Consider the following 21351-nt stretch of genomic DNA (forward strand, 5'->3'; position numbering starts at 1 on the left):
GTCAGACGCTCAGCTGCAACCGCTGGTGGAGCCGCAGCCCTCGCAGATGTAGCACGAGCCCGCGCGCTGCATCTTCGTGCCGCAGGAGAAGCACAGCGGCGCGTCGGCCTGGATGCCGAGCTGCATCTCGACGAGCTCGGCGCTGGTGTGCGCCTGCTGCGGGATGTCCTCCGCGGCTTCCGGCTCCGGCGTGGCGACCGCCTTCAGGGACTCCGTCTGCCGCGGGGCGGACTGGGCCAGCCCCTCGACGTCGACGTCCTCGTCGGACGGCTCGTACGAACCGGTCTCCAGGTGCCGCTGACGCTCCTCGGCGGAGTGGATGCCGAGCGCGGAGCGGGTCTCGAAGGGCAGGAAGTCCAGCGCCAGGCGGCGGAAGATGTAGTCGACGATCGACTGCGCCATCCGCACGTCCGGGTCGTCCGTCATACCGGCCGGCTCGAAGCGCATGTTCGTGAACTTGGAGACGTACGTCTCCAGGGGCACGCCGTACTGCAGGCCGACGGAGACGGCGATGGAGAAGGCGTCCATCATGCCCGCGAGGGTCGAGCCCTGCTTGGACATCTTCAGGAAGACCTCGCCCAGACCGTCGTCCGGGTAGGAGTTGGCCGTCATGTAGCCCTCGGCGCCGCCGACCGTGAAGGACGTGGTGATGCCGGGACGGCCCTTCGGCAGGCGCTTGCGGACCGGACGGTACTCGACGACCTTCTCGACCGCGGCACGGATCGTGTCCTCGGCCTTCTCGGCGATCTCGGTCTTCTCCTCCTCCTTCTTCTTGGCGGAGAGGGGCTGACCGACCTTGCAGTTGTCGCGGTAGATGGCGAGCGCCTTGACGCCCATCTTCCACGCCTCGAAGTAGACCTCTTCGACGTCCTCGACGGTGGCGGTCTCCGGGAGGTTGACCGTCTTGGAGAGCGCGCCGGAGATCCACGGCTGGATGGCCGCCATCATCCGGACGTGGCCCATCGCGGAGATGGAGCGCTCGCCCATGGCGCAGTCGAAGACCTCGTAGTGCGCGGTCTTCAGACCAGGGGCGTCGATCACGTTGCCGTGCTCGGCGATGTGGGCGACGATCGCCTCGATCTGCTCCTCCTGGTAGCCCAGGCGGCGCAGGGCCTGCGGGACGGTGCCGTTGACGATCTGCATCGAGCCGCCGCCGACCAGCTTCTTGAACTTGACCAGCGCGAGGTCGGGCTCGAGGCCGGTCGTGTCGCAGGACATCGCCAGACCGATGGTGCCGGTGGGGGCGATGACCGAAGCCTGCGAGTTACGGAAACCGTTCTTCTCACCCAGCCGCAGGACGTCCTGCCAGGACTCCGTGGCGGCGGCCCAGATCGGGGTGTCCAGGTCGTCCATGCGGACGGCCGCGGCGTTGGCGTCGGCGTGCTGCTTCATGACGCGCTGGTGCGGAGTGGCGTTGCGGGCGTAGCCGTCGTACGGGCCGACGACCGCGGCGAGCTCCGCGGAGCGCTTGTACGAGGTGCCGGTCATCAGCGACGTGATGGCGCCGGCGAGGGCGCGGCCGCCGTCGGAGTCGTACGCGTGGCCGGTCGCCATCAGGAGGGCGCCCAGGTTGGCGTAGCCGATGCCGAGCTGGCGGAAGGCGCGGGTGTTCTCGCCGATCTTCTGCGTCGGGAAGTCCGCGAAGCAGATGGAGATGTCCATCGCCGTGATGACCAGCTCGACGACCTTGGCGAAGCGCTCGGACTCGAAGGACTGGTTGCCCTTGCCGTCGTCCTTGAGGAACTTCATCAGGTTCAGCGAGGCGAGGTTGCAGGACGTGTTGTCCAGGTGCATGTACTCGCTGCAGGGGTTCGAGCCGTTGATGCGGCCGGACTCCGGGCAGGTGTGCCAGGCGTTGATGGTGTCGTCGTACTGGATGCCGGGGTCGGCGCAGGCCCAGGCGGCCTCGGCCATCTTGCGGAAGAGGGACTTGGCGTCGACCTCCTCGATGACGTCGCCGGTCATCCGGGACGTCAGGCCGAACTTGCCGCCCTCCTCGACCGCCTTCATGAACGTGTCGTTCACGCGGACCGAGTTGTTGGCGTTCTGGTACTGGACGGACGTGATGTCGTCGCCGCCCAGGTCCATGTCGAAGCCCGCGTCACGCAGCGCGCGGATCTTCTCCTCTTCCTTGACCTTGGTCTCGATGAAGCCCTCGATGTCGGGGTGGTCGACGTCGAGGATGACCATCTTGGCCGCGCGGCGCGTGGCACCGCCCGACTTGATCGTTCCTGCGGACGCGTCGGCGCCCCGCATGAAGGAGACCGGGCCCGAGGCGTTGCCTCCGGAGGACAGCAGTTCCTTGGAGGAACGGATGCGGGAGAGGTTCAGGCCGGCGCCGGAGCCGCCCTTGAAGATCATTCCCTCTTCCTTGTACCAGTCGAGGATCGACTCCATGGAGTCGTCGACGGACAGGATGAAGCAGGCGGACACCTGCTGCGGCTGGGGCGTGCCGACGTTGAACCACACCGGGCTGTTGAAGCTGAAGATCTGGTGCAGGAGGGCGTACGCCAGCTCGTGCTCGAAGATCTCGGCGTCGGCGGGCGAGGCGAAGTACTTGTAGTCCTCGCCGGCCTTCCGGTACGTCTTCACGATGCGGTCGATGAGCTGCTTGAGGCTCACCTCGCGCTGGGGGGTGCCGACCGCGCCGCGGAAGTACTTGCTCGTGACGATGTTGACCGCGTTCACCGACCAGAAGTCGGGGAACTCGACGCCACGCTGCTCGAAGTTGACCGAGCCGTCGCGCCAATTGGTCATGACGACGTCGCGGCGCTCCCAGGCCACCTCGTCGTACGGATGCACGCCGGGGGTCGTGTGAATGCGCTCCATGCGCAGGCCCTTGCCGCCCTTGGCTCCCTTGGCGCGGGAACCTCGTGCGGGGCCGCTCGTCGTCTCGGTCATGCCGCCTCCCTGTATCAGGCTAAAACGCCCTGAAGTGCCGCGTTCTTCCCGCAGCACGGTGTGTGTCTTGATGTCGCGGGCGCCCCTACGGACGACCCACGACAGGTCTGGTCAGCCGCCGGACCGTGATCCGGGATCCGGTCAGTCGGCGGCGGTGGCAGGCTGCGGGACTTCGGCAGTCCCCCCGGGCCCGCGGCCGGTCGCGGGCCGCTCCGTACCGGAGCTGTCCGGCGCGGCATCGCGCCGCCCCCGCAGCTCTTCGATGGCGGTCTCGAAGTCATCGAGCGAGTCGAACGCCCGGTACACGGACGCGAAGCGCAGATAGGCGACGAGGTCGAGTTCCTGCAGCGGGCCGAGTATGGCCAGTCCCACGTCGTGGGTGGTCAGTTCGGCGCTTCCGGTGGCCCGGACCGCTTCCTCGACGCGCTGGCCGAGCGCGGCGAGCGCGTCCTCGGTCACGGGCCGCCCCTGGCATGCCTTGCGGACGCCGTTGATGACCTTGGTGCGGCTGAAGGGCTCGGTGACACCGCTGCGCTTGACCACCATCAGCGAGCAGGTCTCCACGGTCGTGAAACGACGCGTGCAGTCCGGACACTGACGGCGCCTGCGGATCGACGTGCCGTCATCAGTGGTGCGGCTGTCGACTACGCGGCTGTCGGGGTGCCTGCAGAAGGGGCAGTGCATGGAACTCCCAACCCTCCTTCACGGCGCGACTCAAAAACCTCAACGGGCCCTCAGGGCCCTCGAAGCAGCCCCAAGCATAGGCGATGCCCACGGGCTCGAAAGACCGGGGACCACAACTTCTGGGCCGCGGCTGCAATCCAACCACTAGATCTGGGGTTTGCCGTAAATTTCGACACGAGCGCGTGTCGCGTCCGGCGCCGGCCCGCGTCGCGGCTCGTGACCCCCGCATGTCCCGGCGCACGCCAGGCGCGCGACCACGGGCACCCGGCACCGACATCGCCCGGAAGGGCCGGTGCCCTGTTGACGGAGCACCGAATGGCACTATGGGAACCGCACCCGGCAGGGCCACGGCCTCGGCGGTGAAGCGTACCGTAATGAACCGAATTTCCATTCGGCCCGGGCGTTAGCCATACACCCAGACACATGATCGCGTCAGGCAATCTACGATTTTTCACTCGAACGTGTGTTTGGCGCAACCTTTCGAAAGCAACTACCGTTGGCTAACTAGGGAGAACATCTCGAGAGGGGCCGACCGACGTGACCACCACCGCAGACAGCGCCACCATCACTGCCCAGGACCGCTCCCAGAGCCGATTCGAGCCGGTGCATGCCATGAATGACGCAGCCACGAACCAGGAGGGGCCCAAGCCCACGCGCTCCCTGCCGGGCCGACCTCCAGGAATCCGCGCCGACAGCTCCGGACTCACCGATCGCCAGCGCCGGGTGATCGAGGTCATCAGGGACTCGGTGCAGCGGCGGGGATATCCGCCGTCGATGCGCGAGATCGGTCAGGCGGTCGGCCTCTCCAGCACCTCCTCGGTGGCGCATCAGCTCATGGCCCTGGAGCGCAAGGGCTTCCTGCGCCGCGACCCGCACCGCCCCCGGGCGTACGAGGTCCGTGGCTCGGACCAGCCGAGCACCCAGGCCACCGACACCACGGGCAAGCCGGCCGCTTCGTACGTCCCGCTGGTCGGCCGCATCGCGGCAGGCGGACCGATCCTCGCCGAGGAGTCCGTCGAGGACGTGTTCCCCCTCCCCCGGCAGCTCGTCGGAGACGGTGAGCTCTTCGTCCTGAAGGTCGTCGGCGACTCCATGATCGAGGCCGCCATCTGCGACGGGGACTGGGTCACGGTCCGCCGTCAGCCCGTCGCCGAGAACGGCGACATCGTCGCCGCCATGCTCGACGGCGAGGCGACCGTCAAGCGCTTCAAGCGCGAGGACGGGCACGTCTGGCTCCTGCCGCACAACTCCGCGTACCAGCCGATCCCCGGCGACGAGGCGACCATCCTCGGCAAGGTGGTCGCGGTCCTGCGTCGCGTGTGAGCCTCCGCCCCTGACCGGGCCTCGGGACCTCTGCGCCGGTTCCGGGGCCCGTCTCATGCCGCATGGGACCCCACCCGGGCAGCAGAGGCCCGGAGAGGCCGCCGCCCAGCACGCGCGAGCGACCACGCCCAGCGCGTGAGGGCTACCCCTCCACTGCTTCCACGGCCGTCGTCTCCACGGCCGTCACCTCCGCCGCTTCCGCCGCGGTCGCCACCGCGTCGATCGCCGCCAGCGAGCGGCGCACCTGATTACGGTCCGTGGTGTACCAGAAGTCCGGCAGCGAGGCCCGCAGATAGCTCCCATAGCGCGCGGTGGCCAGCCGCGGGTCCAGGATCGCCACCACACCGCGGTCCCCCGACGCCCGGACGAGCCGACCGGCCCCCTGGGCCATCAGCAGCGCCGCATGGGTCGCGGCGACCGCCATGAAGCCATTGCCGCCCGCCTCGTCCACGGCCTTCTGCCGGGCGCTCATCAGGGGATCGTCCGGGCGCGGGAACGGGATCTTGTCCATGATCACGAGCTGGCAGTTCGCGCCCGGCACATCGACGCCCTGCCAGAGCGAGAGCGTGCCGAACAGGCACGTCTTCGCGTCGGCCGCGAACCCCTTGATCAGCTCGCCCAGCGTCTCCTCGCCCTGCAGCAGGATCGGCATGTCGAGCCTGCCCCGCAGCTCCTCTGCCGCGGACTGCGCCGCCCGCATCGAGGAGAACAGCCCGAGCGTCCGCCCACCCGCCGCCTCGATCAGCTCGGCGAGCTCGTCCAGCATGTCCACCCGCGTGCCCTCGCGCCCCGGACGCGCCAGGTGCTGCGCGACGTACAGAATGCCCTGCTTGCGGTAGTCGAAGGGCGAGCCGACGTCGAGGCCCTTCCAGACCGGCGCGTCCTCGGACCGGGTGCCCTCGGGGGCGAGACCCAGGGACGCGCCGACGCCGTTGAAGTCGCCGCCGAGCTTGAGCGTGGCGGACGTGAGGACCACGGAGCGGTCCGTGAACAGCTTCTCGCGGAGCAGACCCGACACGGACATGGGAGCCACCCGCAGGGAGGCGCCGAAGCGGTCGTGGCGTTCGTACCAGACGACGTCGTACTCGGAGCCGTTGGTGATGCGCTCCGCGACGTCGTGGATCGACTCCACGGAGGCCAGGGCCTGCTTGCGGACCGCGTCTTCGTCCTGGACGGACTTGTCGCGGGTGGAGCCGAGGGCCGAGATGACCGTGCGCGCAGCGTCACGCAGCGCCATCAGGGCATAGCCGAGATCCTCCGGGATCTCTTCGAGACGACCCGGCAGCGCCAGCTCCATCAGCCGTTCGAAGCCCTCCGAGGCCGTCTGGAGCTGATCCGCCGCCTTCTCGTTGACCAGCTTCGCCGCGCGCCGCACCGCGCGGTTGACCTGCCCCGGAGTGAGCTCGCCGGTGGCGACGCCGGTGACCCGGGACACCAGCTCGTGGGCCTCGTCCACGATCAGCACCTCGTGCTGGGGCAGGACGGGGGCGCCTTCGATGGCGTCGATCGCGAGCAGGGCGTGATTGGTGACGACGACCTCGGAGAGCTTCGCCCGCTCCCGGGCCATCTCGGCGAAGCACTCCTGGCCGTACGCGCACTTCGAGGCGCCCAGGCACTCCCTGGAGGAAACGGACACCTGCGCCCAGGCGCGGTCGGAGACGCCCGGGGTGAGGTCGTCGCGGTCGCCGGTCTCCGTCTCGTCCGCCCAGTCCCGCATGCGCAGCAGGTCCCGGCCCAGCTTGCTGGTGGGCGCCGCGGCCTCGAACTGGTCGAACAGGCCCTCTTCCTCGTCCTGCGGCACGCCTTCGTGGAGGCGGTGCAGGCACAGGTAGTTCGATCTGCCCTTGAGCATGGCGAATTCGGGGCGGCGGCGCAGCAGCGGGTGCAGCGCGTCCACCGTCCGCGGCAGATCGCGCTCGACGAGCTGGCGCTGCAGGGCCAGCGTGGCCGTCGCGACGACGACCCGCTCCCCGTGCGCGAGCGCGGGCACCAGATAGCCGAGGGACTTGCCGGTGCCGGTGCCGGCCTGGACCAGCAGGTGGGAACCGTCGTCGATCGCCTCGGCGACGGTCTCGGCCATGGTCACCTGGCCGGGGCGCTCGGTGCCGCCGACAGCGGCGACAGCGGCGTGCAGGAGCTCGGGGAGGGAGGGCTTCGTCATAGCTCGACCAGCCTACGGTGCCCCACTGACAACGCCGCCAACACCGCCAACACCGTGATCAAGACGGGTGGAGGGGGTTGGGCACGGTCCCGTGGACGGCGGCGTGCGGGCGCTGGGAGCGGTCACGGTAGCCGTCGAGGTGGAGCCGGTTGCGGTTCAGACACAGCCGCTCGATACGTGGAGTGAGCAGGTCGAACATCTCGTAGCGCTCCTTCAGCTCGGGAGCGCGGGCCTGGTGGCGGAGGATCTCGGCCCGCACGAGGGACCAGAAGTCGGCCTCCGGGACGCCCAGTTGTTCCTCGCACAGCGGAGCCAGATAGCGGAAGACGCCGACGAAGAGCCCGGCGTGGATGAACTGCGTCAGGAAGGCGGGCGGCTCGGTGAGCAGGATCTCTCGTACGTCATCGGGCATGGAGGCGTGCTCCGGCACCCGTTCTGCGCTGACGTTGACGTCGTCCACGAAGTCCTTGACCGCGAGGCGGACGGGCACGTCCTTGTCGTCGAAGACGACGATGGTGTTCTCCCCGTGCGGCGAGAACACCGTTCCGTACCGGTAGAGGAACTGCAGCAGGGGCGGCAGCAGCGCGGCGAACAGGTGCCTCAGCCAGACCGTGGGCGTGAGCCCGGAGCGGCTGACCAGCTCCGCGACGAAGGCGCGGCCCTGTGGATCGGTGTGCAGCAGCGCGGCGAGCGTACGGGCGCGCTCCCCCGGCGCGAGGTAGCGCGTGAGGGGCTCGCGCCAGATGGCGCCAAGCAGTTCCTTGTACTGGTAGGGAACTTCTGGGAGCGAGTCGTACACGGGGTGCTCGACCGCCACGGAGGCGACCTCTCCGAGGAGGATCACCCGGCACTCGTCCCGCAGGAAGGGGTCGCCGTCGCGCAGGGCGTGCACCCAGGAGGTGACGGCCGAGGCGGCGACCGTGCGCTCGGTGGGCAGGCCGCGCCACACCAGGGTGTTGAGGACCGACAGCGGCAGCTTGACCGTGTGGCGGTCGGGGCGTGTGGTGTTCAGGAAGGTCCGGATGGACTGCTGGGGCAGGCGCAGATCGCCGTCGGAGGGCAGCGGGACGATCGTCCCGGCGGCGACGGAAGGGGCGAAGAGGGGCAGCACGATGTCGTCCCACTGCCAGGGGTGCACCGGCAGGTAGAGGTATTCCCGCGGGTCGAGACCGCGCGCGCGGAGTATGGCCGCGTAGGACTCCCGGGTGGCGGGGTCCAGTTCGCGTGCGTAGAGCTCGTCCGCGGTGGCGAGGCCGGGCACGCCCCGGTAGGTGGCGATGCTGGTGTGCACCGCGATCCACGGAAGGGGCGCGCTGCTGCGGGCCTCGGGCGCCCAGCGCCCGGCGTCGGTCGCGGAGAACCCGATGCGCCCTTTGTTGAGGACGAGCCAGGGGTGGCCGGTCTGGTGCCCTTCGAGCTCCGCGTAGCCCACGTCGGCTAGCTGCTCGGCGGTCAGCGCGCCGTGGTCGAGGCGGGTGTCGGCGCTGAGGGTGACGGTCAGTTCGCGGATGAGGTGGCCGAGGGTTGCGCCGTCGAGGTCCAGGGTGCGGCGGGCGGCGGTGAGGAAGCGCAGCGGGTCGGTCAGGGGGCGCGGGCCACCGGTGCCTTCGGTGAGAGTGAGGCTCGCCGGGTCCACGCGCCAGCTGCCGTAGGCGCCGCGTCGGGCGCGGAAGGTGAGGCGGGGGCGGGGCTCGCCGTCCGCGGCGGGCTCGTCGAGGAGGAGGGTGTACGTCGCCGGGGCCCGGGTTGCCTCCACGCCGTCGGCGCTCTCGGCGACGTTTCCCTGTCCCGCGGGGTCCGGCCGGACGATCTCTTCGTACGCGAACTCGCCGACGATCTTGGCGAGGAGCCGTCGCCCGGCCTCCTCCCAGCGCTCCGGGGTCAGCTCGGGCGGGTCGTAGAGGGCGGCGTCGCCGTGCGGTGTCTCGGGGGTCTGAGGTGTGGGGGATGCCTGGGGTGCCTGCGATGCCTGAGGTGTCAGGGGTGTCGCGGGTGTCGCGGGTGTCGCGGGGTCGGAAAGATTCGGCACGGGGACTCCTCGGGGAGGGAACCGGATCGGGTCGAGCGGTGTAACAGAAGTGAGTGGATCGAGGGGCGACGGGCTGGGCGGGTCACAGCACGGCGCGCAAGGTCCGGTCGCGGACCATGAGCGCCGCTCGTTTGTCGGGCAGGTCCAGCTCGGCGGCGAAGCGGAAACCGGCACTCAGAAAGGCGGAGACGGAGGGGGTGTTGCGCAGGTCCGGTTCGGCGACGACGCGTGCGCAGGACGGACGGTGATCGAGTACGAGATCGGCCGCGGCTCTCAGCAAGGTGCTGCCGAGGCCGCGGCCGCGGTCGACGACTTCGCCGACGAGGAGGTGGATTCCGGTGTCGTGGGGGCGTGCGGGGTAGTGGCGTGCCAGCGGGTCGAGGTCGGCGCGGTAGATCTCCCAGTAGCTCATCGGGGTGCCGGACAGGACGCCGAGGCAGGGAACGCTGCGTCCGTCGCCTTCGAGCTGGGGCCGCAGGTGGGCCTCCGTGACGGAGGGGGGTCCTGCCAGCTCCCAGAAGGCCGCCACGGCGGGGTCGTTCATCCACCGGCTGATGAGCGCGAGGTCCCGGTCGAGGCGCGCGGGGACGAGCTGGAATACGCCCGCCTCCGTGGTGGCCGGGCCCCAGGTGGCGACGTGGTCGAGCAGGTCTCCGCGTGCCGGGTCGGGCTCGGCGGCCGCCGTGCGGTCCGGACCGGGTGAGCCGTCGGGGGTGAGGGGTGCCGTGCGTCCACCGCAGTCGGCGATCAGCGCGACGAGTTCGTCGGGCAGCCGCAGGTCGAGGGTGTCTTCGCAGTCCGGGGCGCCCGCGGTGGCGGGCTCGGTTCCGGCGTCGGTGCTCGCGTCGGTGGGAGGCACGGCGTCGCTCCTCTCGGAGGGGGATTCGGCAGTGGTGGGTCTGGTCCTCAGGAAGGGGTCGTGGTCGTCAGGAAGCGGGCTTGGTCATCGGCGAGGGAAGGGGGCGCGGTCGTCGGTGGCGCGAACGCGGGGTTCGCGTCGGTGTCAGGGGCGCGCCCGGGCCGGGGCGGGCGGGTCGGAGAGGGCGGGTCGCAGGGAGTCACGCGTGGAGGGGATTCGAGATGGTGACGTAGACGGATTGGGTGTCGACGGGTCCGACGAGTTCGTCGAGGCCGTGCAGCCGCGTCAGGAGGTTGGCCTTGCAGCGCAGCACGGGTGAGTCGAGCAGCAGGGCGGGCAGTGGGGTGCGGAGTCGGCCGGGTCCGGAGGCGGCGTCGGTTAGGAAGCGGCGGAACGCGGCGAGCAACAGCCGTTCGTCGGCGAGGCGTTCGGCGCCGAGGGCTCCGATGAGGCCGAGGACGTTGTTGATGCCGAGGTAGTAGGCGAAGCGCTCGTCGGTCACCTCGTCGGAGACGAAGGTGTCGCTGTGCGCGCCGATGCCGGGCAGCCGCTTCTCCAGCTCGGTGCGGCGGGACTCGCGGAAGTAGTAGCCCTGGTTGTCGCGGTAGCGGCCGCCGGTGGGCCAGCCGTCGGGGGCGAGCAGCAGCAGGGTGTTCTGCTGGTGGGCTTCCAGGGCGACACCGGCCTCGCTGTCGAGCCAGAGCACGGGGCGTACGACGTGCTGGAGGTAGCGCAGGAACCACTCCGTGGCGACGGCTCCGCGTGAGCGGCCGGTGTGGCCGGCGAGCCGGGTGATGATCGCGGCGAGCCGGGAGTGCATCGGCGGCCGGTCCTGGCCTGCGGCCTTGCCGGTCGGCTTGGGGGACACGAGGCCGGCGATGCAGGTGGCGTCGTCGCCGGGGCGGAAGGGGTTGTGCCGGATCATGACGTCGAATCCGGTGACCGCCTCGCCGTCGGCTCCGGTGACGGCCAGCCAGGCCGGGTCACGGATCACGTCGAACCCGGGGTGCGCCGCCTGCCACTGCTCGGCGAGGCCACTGCGCAGCAGCCGGTGCACCTCGACGCCGCGGTGGAGTTCCTTGCGGAGGTTCTCACGACGGGAGTTGGTGATGCGCAGGCCGAGGGACAGCTTCAGCATGGCCGGGGCGCCCGGCCGGTAGAGGGTGCGCACGGAGGAGGTGGGGTACCAGGGTTCGCCGTGGGGGCCGAGGTCCTTGAGGAGTCCGGCGTCCAACAGGGCCGCCGTGTCGGGTCGGTGGCGGAGTTCGCGGATCTGCCAGGGATGCGTGGGCAGCGCCGTGTGGCCGTCCGGCAGCGGCAGGTCGGGGCCCGCCAGGCGGGCGGTGAGCTGGTCCGCCGGGAGGGTGCGGCCGCGCTCGGTCCAGGCCGAGTCCATGGCGAGTACGGAGCGGTCGACGGCGAGCCAGTGCAGCGGGAAGGCGCCGCGCAACTCCGGTGAGTAGATCCGGGATTCGGTGTCGGAGAGCCCCTCGCGGCTCTTCGGGGTCGGGTGCAGCGGGTGGCCGAGGAGCAGGGACTGCTCGGCGGCGAGGAAGAGGTCGGGGTTGTCCCCCGGGTTGTTCCTGCGGTCGGCGATGAAGTCGGTGGTGCGACGCACGGAGTCGGCGACGCGGGCGACGAGGTCGGCGCCGTCGGGGGCTTCCCGGGGGTCGGCGGAGGCGGGGGCCGGCGGCTGCGGCGGGGCGGACTGCACGGCTTGGCCGGCGTGCTGGGCCTGCTCGGGCTGCGCAGTTTGATCATCCTGCTCGGACTGTTGGGCCTGTTCGGCCTGCTCAGGTTGGTCGCCTTGTTCGGGCTGCTGGGCTTGCTCGGGCTGCTCAGGTTGGTCGCCCTGCTCGGGCTGCTGGGCCCGTTCGGCCTGCTCGGCCTGGTCCGCCTGGTCGCCAGTGGCCTCCTCACTCGTCCCGGCCGCCCGGGCCGTTTCGCGGCTCAGGAGGGCGGCGACCGTGACGGCGTCCACCCGGGGGGCGGTCGTCGGGCCGTCTTCGAGCCAGGGGAGGCCGAAGCGGTGCCAGCCGGTCGGGGACCAGTAGTCCACGGGGACGAGGAGTGCGGTGCCGCTTGCGTCGAGGGGGAGGCGCAGGGTGCCGTGGTCCGGTGGGGCGATGTCGTTCTCCCGCACCCAGCAGCGCAGCAGGCTCTCGACGGCCGCGGCCTGTGCCGCCGTGTGCGGGTCGGGGTGGTCGAGGAGGTCGGCGGTGCCGTGGAGCAGCTGCTCGGCCTCCGGGTTCCTGCCCTTCTGCCGCGGGACCGTACCGGCCTCCGCTGTCTGCGGGGACTGTGGGGACTGCGTGCCGCACGCTCCCGATGGATGCGGTTGGGGACGGCCGTCGGATGCGGGGGTGGAGTTCAAGGCAGTTCCTTGTTGGTTGATCGGGCTCCGTGTGGCGACGGGCGGCGGCTGACGGGGACGGGACGGGAGGTGGCGGGACGTGTCGGCCCGTGACCGGCTGGGTCAGGGGACGAGTGGAGAGCTGGTCATGGGCGGTCCGAGGGGAGTCGGCCGTCGGCGGCGGGGCGGTGGGAACGCTCTGCCGCGGCGAGCGCGTCGGCGAGGCGGTCGAGGACCGCGGTCGCTTGTTCGTCCGTGATGGTCAGGGGAGGCAGGAGGCGTACGACGCTGGAGTGCCGTCCGCCGAGTTCGACGATGAGCCCGCGGCGCAGGCACTCGCGCTGTACGGCGACGGCCAGTTCGGGGGCCGCCGGGTGCGGGCGGGTGTCGGGAAGGTCGTGTGACTGAGTGTGGGGCTGGGGCTGTGGCTGCTTCTGATGGCCACGCTGCTGCGGGAGAGAGTGCTGCGGGTGCGGGAGTGGGAGCGCCTGTTGCTGCGGGAGCGCGTGCTGCTGCGGACCCGGGCGCACTCTGGCGGCCGCGCCCGACTCCCCCGCCCCGGGCCCGGGTTCACCGGGGTCCACCAGCTCGACGCCCAGCATCAGGCCGAGGCCGCGGACCTCGCCGATACAAGGGTGGTCGGCGGCCAGGGAGCGCAGGCCGGCGAGCATGCGGCTGCCGAGGACCGCGGCGCGGTCGGCGAGACGGTTCTCACGGACGTACGCGAGGGTCGCCGCACCGGCGGCCATCGCGAGCTGGTTGCCGCGGAAGGTGCCTGCGTGGGCGCCGGGGGGCCAGACGTCGAGGTCGTCGCGGTAGACCACGACGGCGAGCGGCAGACTGCCGCCGATCGCCTTGGACAGGACGAGGATGTCGGGGACGATGCCGCTGTGCTCGACGGCCCAGAAGGCGCCGGTCCGGCCGACGCCGGTCTGCACCTCGTCGGCGATGAGGGGAATCCCGCGCGCCGCGGTGATCTCGCGCATGCGGCGCAGCCAGGCGTCGGGGGCGGGCAGGACGCCGCCCTCGCCCTGGACGGGTTCGAGGATCATGGCGGCGGGGGCGGGGACGCCGGACTTGGTGTCGTCGAGGAGGTTCTCGGTCCAGCGGGCGGCGAGTTCGGCCCCGCGCGCGCCGCCGATGCCGAAGGGGCAGCGGTAGTCCTGCGGGTAGGGCAGTCGCGCGACGCGTACGTCCCGTGCGCCGCCGGATGCTTCGAGCGCCCCCGCGGTCATGCCGTGGTAAGCACCGGTGAAGGCGAGCAGCCCTTCGCGTCCGGTGGCCGTGCGGGCCAGCTTCAGTGCCGCCTCCACCGCGTCGGTGCCCGCGGGACCGCAGAACTGGATGCGGGCGCGGTCGGCGAGGGCGGGCGGAAGTGTGCGGAACAGCTCCGTGGTGAAGGCGTCCTTGACGGGCGTGGCCAGGTCGAGGACGTGCAGCGGGGCACCGGAGTCGAGGACGGTGCGGATGGATTCGAGCACGACGGGGTGGTTGTGGCCGAGGGCGAGGGTGCCCGCGCCTGACAGACAGTCCAGGTAGCGCCGGCCGTCGGCGCCCTCGATCGTCATGCCGCGCGCGCGGACCGGCACGATCGGCAGGGCGCGCGCGTAGGTGCGCGCCGCGGACTCGCGCGCCGACTGGCGGCGCAGGATTCCGGCGGCTTCGTGCGCCGCGGGCACCACCGCGGGAGCAGGCTCGGTCACGGCCACGGCTGTTGGTCCTCCCGCTGGGACTTGGCGGGCCCACCGCGTCCGGACGGGCGCGCGGGCGAGTTGGCCCGGGGGCTGAACGCGGACCGCGTGTCCCCCGTACGTACCAACGACGGCGCCCGCGAGGGATCACGGGTGGGCGGAAGATCTCCTTGCGTGGACGGGAGATCTCGTCGTGCGGACGGGAAAACCTGGCGGGGCGGAAGATCCTTGCCGTGACGGAACCGTTGCCGTTCCGTCGGCCGTCCCCAACGGCACCGGCATAGTGTGGGGTGCCGTTCATCAGCACCAAGGCGTTCCGCACCGCGGGGACCTGGGCGTTCAGCACCATGAGCGACCAGGCCCGGCAGCACGGACATCCGGGCGCCCCGCACCAGGAGCGCCGCGATGGCCGCCGCCGTACGACACGTACGGCGCGCACAGCACGTACGGCACCGCGATGTACGGCATTTGGAACTATTTCGAGGCCCAGGGGGATTCTCACCATGCGACCCATACGTCCGCTCTTCACCTCTCGTCGTGGGAGGAGCGCGCGCGGCAGGACCCCCGTGGCGGCCGCCGTCGCGCTTGGCGCGGCACTTGTCCTGACCGCGACCGCCTGCGGCCCGGGCGACGAGAACACGGACGACTCGTCCGCGTCGCAGCCCGGTGACAACGGCGACGGCGGCGACGGCGGCGACAAGATCCAGATTCCCGGCGACATCCAGGACCGGCTCAAGGAGCACGGCATCGACCTGGACAAGTGGAAGGACGGCGCCTGGAAGAACTGGGACAAGGACGACTGGCTGCGCGAGGCGGGCGACTTCGTCAACCCGATCATCGAGGACCTGTGGGACCCGGACCGCATGCGGGACGCCGACAAGAACCCGGACCGGGGCGTCGACGAAGGTGACATCTCCGGCGACCAGGGCGTGACGGACCCGACGCCGAAGCCCGTCGAGGCGGCCGGCCTGAAGACGCCGTACCACGACCAGGCCCCCGCGGCGGGGAAGCTCTTCTTCGACGGCCCCGAGGGCTCGATGGTCTGCTCGGCCACGGTCGTGAAGGACCCGAAGAACCCGGGCAAGTCCAACATGGTGTGGACCGCGGGCCACTGCGTCCACGCGGGCGCCAAGGGCGGCTGGTACCGGAACATCGCCTTCGTCCCGTCGTACAACGACGGCGGCAAGGACACCGCGGACCTGCAGGGCGCGCCCAAGGAAGAGGTCGCTCCCTACGGCGTCTGGTGGGGCGACTGGGCGCAGACGTCCGACCAGTGGATCGAGCAGGGCGGCCCGACGGGCGGCAAGGGCGCTCCGTACGACTTCGCGGTGATCCATGTGACGCCGGAGAAGGGCAGCGAGGGCGAGTCCCTGGAGGAGAAGGTCGGCACGGCCCTGCCCGTCGACTTCGACGCTCCTGCGGTCGCGGAGATCAAGGACATGACGGCGACCGGGTACCCGGCGGCGCCGCCGTTCGACGGCCAGAAGCAGTTCCAGTGCGCGGACAAGCCGGGCCGGCTCTCGATCAGCAAGCCCGACCCGACGATGTACCGCATCGGCTGCACCATGACCGGCGGTTCGTCCGGTGGCGGCTGGGTCGCGCAGGGCCAGGACGGCAAGCCCGCGCTGGTGTCCAACACGTCCATCGGCCCCGTGACGGCGGGCTGGCTCGCCGGTCCGCGCCTCGGTGACGAGGCCAAGGGCATCTACGACGCGGTCAGCAAGAAGTTCGCGGGCCGCTAGAGGCAGAGGGCGTACGCGCACGGTGCTCCGTACGCGTACGCCCTCCGCTCTGCACTCCTGCGCCACCCGCTTTGTACGCGTACGTCGATGAGTCGTCCGCGTACGACGCGCCTACGACGACCTCGGCGGCGAAACCTTCACCATCCCGCCGCCGATCGTCCCCAATTCCACAGGCATAGTGGGGTGTCACGTCGGCCCAGGTGGCGGATGCCACGCCCACGCCTGACACGCACATGGCAAATACACGTTCCTACGGGGGTTACAGCTCCATGCGTTCCATTCGTGCGCCCTTCGCGCGCAGTCGCGGCCGCCGTGCCGCGCTCGCCGCCACCGGGCTCGCCGCGGCTCTGGCGCTCACCGCCACGGCCTGCGGGCCGAGCGACGACAAGGCAGGCGACAAGCCGGACGCCGGCGCGGCGCAGGAGGCGGACAAGGGTTCCGACTCGGGCGCCGGTCTGCCGGGCGACATCGCCGACCGGCTCAAGGAGCACGGCATCGATCCGGACAAGTGGAAGGACGGTGCCTGGAAGGACTGGAGCAAGGACGACTGGCTGCGCGAGGCCAAGGACTTCGTCAACCCGGTCATCGACGGGCTCTGGAAGCCCGAGCGGATGCAGAAGGCCAAGGACCCGAACAAGACGATCGCGGCGAAGGACGCGCCCTCCGATCAGGGGGCCACCGACCCCGAGCCGTCGCCGGTCCGGGCCAAGCCCGAGAAGACGCCGTACCACGACAACGCCGCCCCGGTCGGCAAGATCTTCTTCGACTCCCCCAAGGGGTCGATGGTCTGCTCCGGCACGGTCGTGAAGGACCCGCGCAACCCGGGCAAGTCCAACCTCGTGTGGACGGCGGGGCACTGCGTGCACGCCGGCGCGGAGGGCGGCTGGTACCGCAACATCACCTTCGTGCCCTCGTACAACGACCTGGGCAAGTCCGAGGCGGCGCTGAGCAACGCGGCGCCGCAGGAGATCGCCCCGTACGGCCAGTGGTGGGCGGACTGGGTCTCGACCTCCGGCGAGTGGATCGACCAGGGCGCCGCTTCGGGCGGCGCGGGCGCTCCGCACGACTACGCCGTGATGCACGTGAAGCCGCAGGAGGGCACCAAGTCCCTGGAGGAGACCGTCGGCAACGCGCTGGATGTCGACTTCTCGACTCCGTCGGCGCAGAGCGTCAGCTCGATGGGCGCCTGGGGCTACCCGGCCGCGCCGCCGTTCAACGGTCTGATCATGCACAAGTGCATCGACAAGCCGGGCCGTCTGTCGCTGGACCCGGCGACGCCGACCATGTACCGCATCGGCTGCACCATGACCGGTGGTTCGTCGGGCGGCGGCTGGTTCCGGGTCGTGGGCGACAAGACCAAGCTGGTCTCCAACACCTCGATCGGCCCGGCGCAGAACACCTGGCTGGCGGGCCCGCAGCTCGGCACCGGCGCGAAGCAGATCTTCGACATGATGAGCGAGAAGTACGGGTCGCAGTGACCCTGGTCTGAAAGGCACGGAGGCCGTCGCGGCCTCGGCACCCGGAGATCATGGCGAAGGCCCCGCCCCCTGCGAGAGGGGGCGGGGCCTTCGCCGCGTTCAGGGCACGCGCCCTGCGCCTGGTCCGCGGCCCGAGCTTGCGCTCAGTGAGCCGCCGGAACGAACGGCGCGAGTTCCGCCGCCAGTTCCTCGTGCACCCGGGCCTTGAGCAGGGTGCCCTCGGCGGTGTGCTCCTCGGAGAGCACTTCGCCGTCGGCGTGCGCGCGCGACACGAGCTGGCCGTGGGTGTACGGCACGAGGGCCTCGATCTCGACCTCGGGCCGCGGCAGTTCGGCGTCGATGAGCGCGAGGAGCTCCTCGATGCCGAGGCCGGTGCGCGCGGACACGGCGATCGCGTGCTTCTGCGTGCGCAGCAGCCGCTGGACGACCAGGGGGTCGGCCGCGTCCGCCTTGTTGATCACCACGATCTCCGGCACGTCCGTCGCGCCCACGTCACGGATGACCTCGCGCACGGCGGCGAGCTGCTCCTCCGGCGCGGGGTGCGAGCCGTCCACCACATGCAGGATCAGGTCGGACTCGCCGACCTCCTCCATGGTGGAGCGGAACGCCTCCACGAGGTGGTGCGGCAGGTGCCGGACGAAGCCGACCGTGTCGGCGAGCGTGTACAGCCGGCCGCTCGGTGTCTCCGCCCTGCGGACCGTCGGGTCGAGGGTGGCGAACAGCGCGTTCTCCACCAACACGCCCGCGCCCGTGAGGCGGTTGAGCAGGGAGGACTTGCCCGCGTTCGTGTACCCGGCGATGGCGACCGAGGGCACCTTGTTGCGCTTGCGCTCCTGGCGCTTGATCTCGCGGCCCGTCTTCATCTCCGCGATTTCACGGCGCATCTTCGCCATCTTCTCGCGGATCCGTCGCCGGTCCGTCTCGATCTTGGTCTCACCGGGACCGCGGGTGGCCATGCCGCCACCGCCGCCGCCACCCATCTGACGGGAGAGCGACTGGCCCCAGCCGCGGAGCCTCGGCAGCATGTACTGCATCTGCGCGAGGGCTACCTGTGCCTTGCCCTCTCGGGACTTGGCGTGCTGGGCGAAGATGTCGAGGATCAGGGCGGTCCGGTCGACCACCTTGACCTTGACGACGTCTTCGAGGTGGATGAGCTGGCCGGGGCTGAGCTCACCGTCGCACACGACGGTGTCCGCTCCGGTCTCGAGCACGATGTCGCGCAGCTCCAGGGCCTTGCCGGAGCCGATGTACGTCGCCGGGTCCGGCTTGTCGCGGCGCTGGATGACGCCGTCGAGCACGTGCGCGCCCGCGGTCTCCGCGAGTGCGGCCAGCTCGGCGAGGGAGTTCTCCGCGTCGTCGACCGTCCCGGAGGTCCACACTCCGACGAGCACGACGCGCTCCAGGCGGAGCTGTCGGTACTCGACCTCGGTGACGTCCTCGAGCTCGGTGGAGAGGCCGGCGACGCGGCGCAGAGCCGCGCGCTCGGAGCGGTCGAGCTGTTCGCCGTCCCGCTCTCCGTCGATCTCGTGGCTCCAGGCGACGTCCTCTTCCATCAGGGCATCGGCCCGAAGACCTTCGGGGTAGTTCTGCGCGAAGCTCTGTGCGTCCTGGGAAGGGGAAGAAGAGGAGGTCATTGGGTCCTTTACGTCGATGGGAATCCGATACGGAGAGCGCCTGAGAGCGTCTGCCGCCCTGTCGCACCGTGTGTGCCACAGCGCCGCCCGTCATGTCCGACAACGCTCACGACCCCCCAGGGATTCCCCGGACCAGCCGAAACCGACCCTGAGATGTCCCCGAGGGGATGTCCCGGACAGGCCGCGCCGTCGACCTGAAGATGGTCGCACGGGACGGCCCGTCTCGTCATCTGACTTTCCCGCCGGACGGCTGCCCTGCGTCCGCTCGCCGGACGGCCGCCCCGCGTTCTCTCGCCGGACGGCCGCCCCGCACTTCTAGCGGGAGCGCCCCCTACTTCCTGGCGGGAGCCCCCTTCGCGTCCGGTGCCGTCGTCGTCCAGTCCGGGTGCCCCGGCATGGGCGGCGTCTTCTTGCCGTACAGCCAGGCGTCGAAGAATCCGTCCAGGTCACGTCCGGAGATGTCGGAGGCGAGGCGCACGAAGTCGGCGGTCGTGGCGTTGGCGTCGCGGTAGGTGTGGACCCAGGCGCGCTCCAGGGCCTCGAAGGAGGGCCGGCCGATCTCCTGGCGCAGGGCGTACAGCACGAGCGCGCTGCCGTCGTACACGACCGGCCTGAAGATGCTGATCTTCTGTCCCGGCCGGGGCCCCTTGGGCGCGGCCGGCGGCCCGCCCGACGCGCGCCAGCGGTCGGAGAGCCGGTAGGCGTGGCGCATCCGCTTCTCGAGCGGCTGACGCGCCTTCTCCTCCGCGTACAGGGCCTCGTACCAGGTGGCGTGCCCCTCGTTCAGCCACAGGTCGGACCAGGTGCGCGGGCTCACGCTGTCGCCGAACCACTGGTGCGCCAGCTCGTGCACCATGATCGCTTCGACGTACCACGCCGGGAACTCCGGGCGCGTGAACAGCTCCTTCTCGAAGAGCGACAGCGTCTGTGTCTCCAGCTCGAACCCGGTCCGGGCGTCGGCGACGAGCACTCCGTAGGTCTCGAACGGATACCGGCCGATCTTGTCCTCCATCCACGCGATCTGGCCGGGCGTCTTCTTGAGCCAGGGCTCCAGTGCCTTGCGGTCCTTCGTGGGCACCACGTCGCGTACGGGCAGGCGGTACGGGCCGGTGCGGTGCAGCACGGTGGAGCGGCCGATGGAGACCTGGGCGAGCTCGGTCGCCATCGGGTGCCGGGTGCGGTACGCCCAAGTGGTGGTGTCCGCGCGGCGCTTCTTGGCCACGGGCAGGCCGTTGGCGACGGCGGTGAGGCCCTTCGGGGCGGTCACGCGGAAGGTGAACTGCGCCTTGTCGGCGGGGTGGTCGTTGCACGGGAACACGTGGTGGGCCGCGTCGGCCTGGTTGGCCATCGCGAGCCCGTCGGCGGTGCGCACCCAGCCGCCCTCCCCCTTGCCGGACACCGGGTCGCTGGTGTGCCGCACGGTGATCCGCAGCCGCTCACCGGGGTGCACGCGCGCGTGGGGCGTGACGACCAGGTCCTCGCCGGCGGTGGCGAAGTCGGCGCGGGTGCCGTTCACGTCGACGGAGCGGACCTTGCCGTGTGTGAAGTCGAGGTTGACGCGCTCCAGCGGTGCCGTCACTCGGGCGTCGATCTTCGTGACCGCGTCCAGGGGCTTGCTGTTGTCCCCGCGGTAGGTGAAGGCGATGTCGTACGAGGTCACGTCGTACCCGGGGTTCCCCAGGTGCGGGAAGAGCCGGTCGCCGATGCCGAGCGGGGCGGCCGGCTGCGGGGCGCTCGCGGCGAGCAGGGCGGCGGAGGTGGCGGTGGCGACGACGGCGACCGCGATGCGCACGGTTCTCGGCCGGGTCGCCTTGGTGCGAGGGGTGAGGAGCATGAACTACCGCTACCAGCGCGTGCCCGCCCGGCCGGGACGGCACGCGCCGGGCCCACCCGAACGAGTACCGCCCTACCGGAGCACTCGCCTCCCGTCCGAGCGGAGTACACGTCTACGGAGAGTGCCGTTACGGCGCCGCTGCCGCCCGGTGCTGGGCGCGGCTCACATCGAACACGCCCGGGACGTTGCGCATCGCGCGCATCAGGCCGGGGAGGTGCGCGGCGTCGGGGAGTTGGAGCGTGTACGTGTGGCGTACGCGCTGCTGGGTCGGTGGTTCGACGGTCGCCGAGATGATGGCGGCGCCTTCCAGGGCGATGGCTTCGGTGAGGTCGGCGAGGAGGTGTGCCCGGCCGAACGACTCGGCGACCAGGGTGACCCGGCACTCGGTGGTGTCCCCCCAGCGCACGCCGACCTCCGGGCGCCCCACTTCCGTCATGCGCGCCACGGCGGGACAGGCGATCCGGTGGACGGTGACGACGCCGCCGCGTACCGCGAAGCCGGTGATCTCGTCGGGCGGCACCGGCGTGCAGCAGCCCGCGAGCCGCACGGTGGCGCCCTCGCGATCGGCCTCGACGTCCGCGCCGGCGGGGCGCAGGGCCGCGGAGACCTGGGGCCTCGGCGTGGCCGCGGGCACCGTCACGGGGGCGGGGGGCGGGGCGGCC

General features: G+C 71.0%; 13 protein-coding genes. 3 read left to right on the forward strand and 10 right to left on the reverse strand.

Features of this window, described 5'->3' with window-relative positions:
* Positions 1 to 9: 9 nt before the first annotated feature.
* Together STRAU_RS14155 and nrdR are read right to left on the reverse strand one after the other, a co-directional pair.
* Entirely contained in the window at positions 10 to 2901 is a 2892-nt protein-coding gene (locus STRAU_RS14155) for a vitamin B12-dependent ribonucleotide reductase (RefSeq protein WP_016641001.1), read from the reverse strand.
* 141 nt (positions 2902 to 3042) lie between these two features.
* Positions 3043 to 3585, reverse strand: coding sequence for a transcriptional regulator NrdR (gene nrdR / locus STRAU_RS14160; protein ID WP_037659333.1), 543 nt, complete (start codon positions 3583 to 3585; stop codon positions 3043 to 3045).
* A gap of 537 nt (positions 3586 to 4122) precedes the next feature.
* On the opposite strand from nrdR, the gene lexA reads away from it, so the two are divergent.
* A complete protein-coding gene (gene lexA, locus STRAU_RS14165; RefSeq protein WP_030362804.1) occupies positions 4123 to 4908 on the forward strand; it encodes a transcriptional repressor LexA in 786 nt (261 codons plus the stop codon).
* Positions 4909 to 5050: 142 nt separating this feature from the next.
* Here the strand turns inward: lexA and STRAU_RS14170 are convergent, their stop codons facing one another.
* The 5 genes from STRAU_RS14170 to STRAU_RS14190 form a co-directional block, all read right to left on the reverse strand.
* On the reverse strand, positions 5051 to 7069 hold the full coding sequence (locus tag STRAU_RS14170; protein ID WP_016641004.1) for an ATP-dependent DNA helicase: 2019 nt from the start codon (positions 7067 to 7069) through the stop codon (positions 5051 to 5053).
* A gap of 58 nt (positions 7070 to 7127) precedes the next feature.
* Complete coding sequence (locus STRAU_RS14175) at positions 7128 to 9098, reverse strand: IucA/IucC family protein (RefSeq protein ID WP_016641005.1); 1971 nt, start codon at positions 9096 to 9098, stop codon at positions 7128 to 7130.
* 82 nt (positions 9099 to 9180) lie between these two features.
* Positions 9181 to 9957, reverse strand: coding sequence for a GNAT family N-acetyltransferase (locus tag STRAU_RS14180; RefSeq protein WP_016641006.1), 777 nt, complete (start codon positions 9955 to 9957; stop codon positions 9181 to 9183).
* A 199-nt stretch (positions 9958 to 10156) separates the two neighbouring features.
* Positions 10157 to 12331, reverse strand: a complete 2175-nt coding sequence (locus STRAU_RS14185; protein ID WP_016641007.1) for an IucA/IucC family protein — start codon at positions 12329 to 12331, stop codon at positions 10157 to 10159.
* Positions 12332 to 12456: 125 nt separating this feature from the next.
* A complete protein-coding gene (locus STRAU_RS14190; RefSeq protein ID WP_037659335.1) occupies positions 12457 to 14019 on the reverse strand; it encodes a diaminobutyrate--2-oxoglutarate transaminase family protein in 1563 nt (520 codons plus the stop codon).
* 485 nt (positions 14020 to 14504) lie between these two features.
* Here STRAU_RS14190 and STRAU_RS14195 point away from each other — a divergent pair, with 485 nt between their 5' ends.
* Both STRAU_RS14195 and STRAU_RS14200 read left to right on the forward strand, forming a co-directional pair.
* Entirely contained in the window at positions 14505 to 15743 is a 1239-nt protein-coding gene (locus STRAU_RS14195; RefSeq protein ID WP_037659338.1) for a trypsin-like serine peptidase, read from the forward strand.
* Between the two features lie 269 nt (positions 15744 to 16012).
* Positions 16013 to 17221, forward strand: a complete 1209-nt coding sequence (locus STRAU_RS14200) for a trypsin-like serine peptidase (protein WP_016641011.1) — start codon at positions 16013 to 16015, stop codon at positions 17219 to 17221.
* 143 nt (positions 17222 to 17364) lie between these two features.
* On the opposite strand, the gene hflX is transcribed toward STRAU_RS14200, so the two are convergent.
* The 3 genes from hflX to STRAU_RS14215 form a co-directional block, all read right to left on the reverse strand.
* Positions 17365 to 18855 (reverse strand): GTPase HflX, encoded by a 1491-nt coding sequence (hflX, locus tag STRAU_RS14205; RefSeq protein ID WP_016641012.1) that lies wholly within the window; start codon positions 18853 to 18855, stop codon positions 17365 to 17367.
* 331 nt (positions 18856 to 19186) lie between these two features.
* Entirely contained in the window at positions 19187 to 20689 is a 1503-nt protein-coding gene (locus STRAU_RS14210) for a M1 family metallopeptidase (protein ID WP_016641014.1), read from the reverse strand.
* Between the two features lie 127 nt (positions 20690 to 20816).
* Positions 20817 to 21351, reverse strand: a 535-nt coding sequence (locus STRAU_RS14215) for an ACT domain-containing protein (protein WP_162473221.1), incomplete at its 5' end; no start/stop codon positions are given.

This window comes from Streptomyces aurantiacus JA 4570, assembly GCF_000414115.1.
Taxonomy (GTDB): domain Bacteria; phylum Actinomycetota; class Actinomycetes; order Streptomycetales; family Streptomycetaceae; genus Streptomyces; species Streptomyces aurantiacus_A.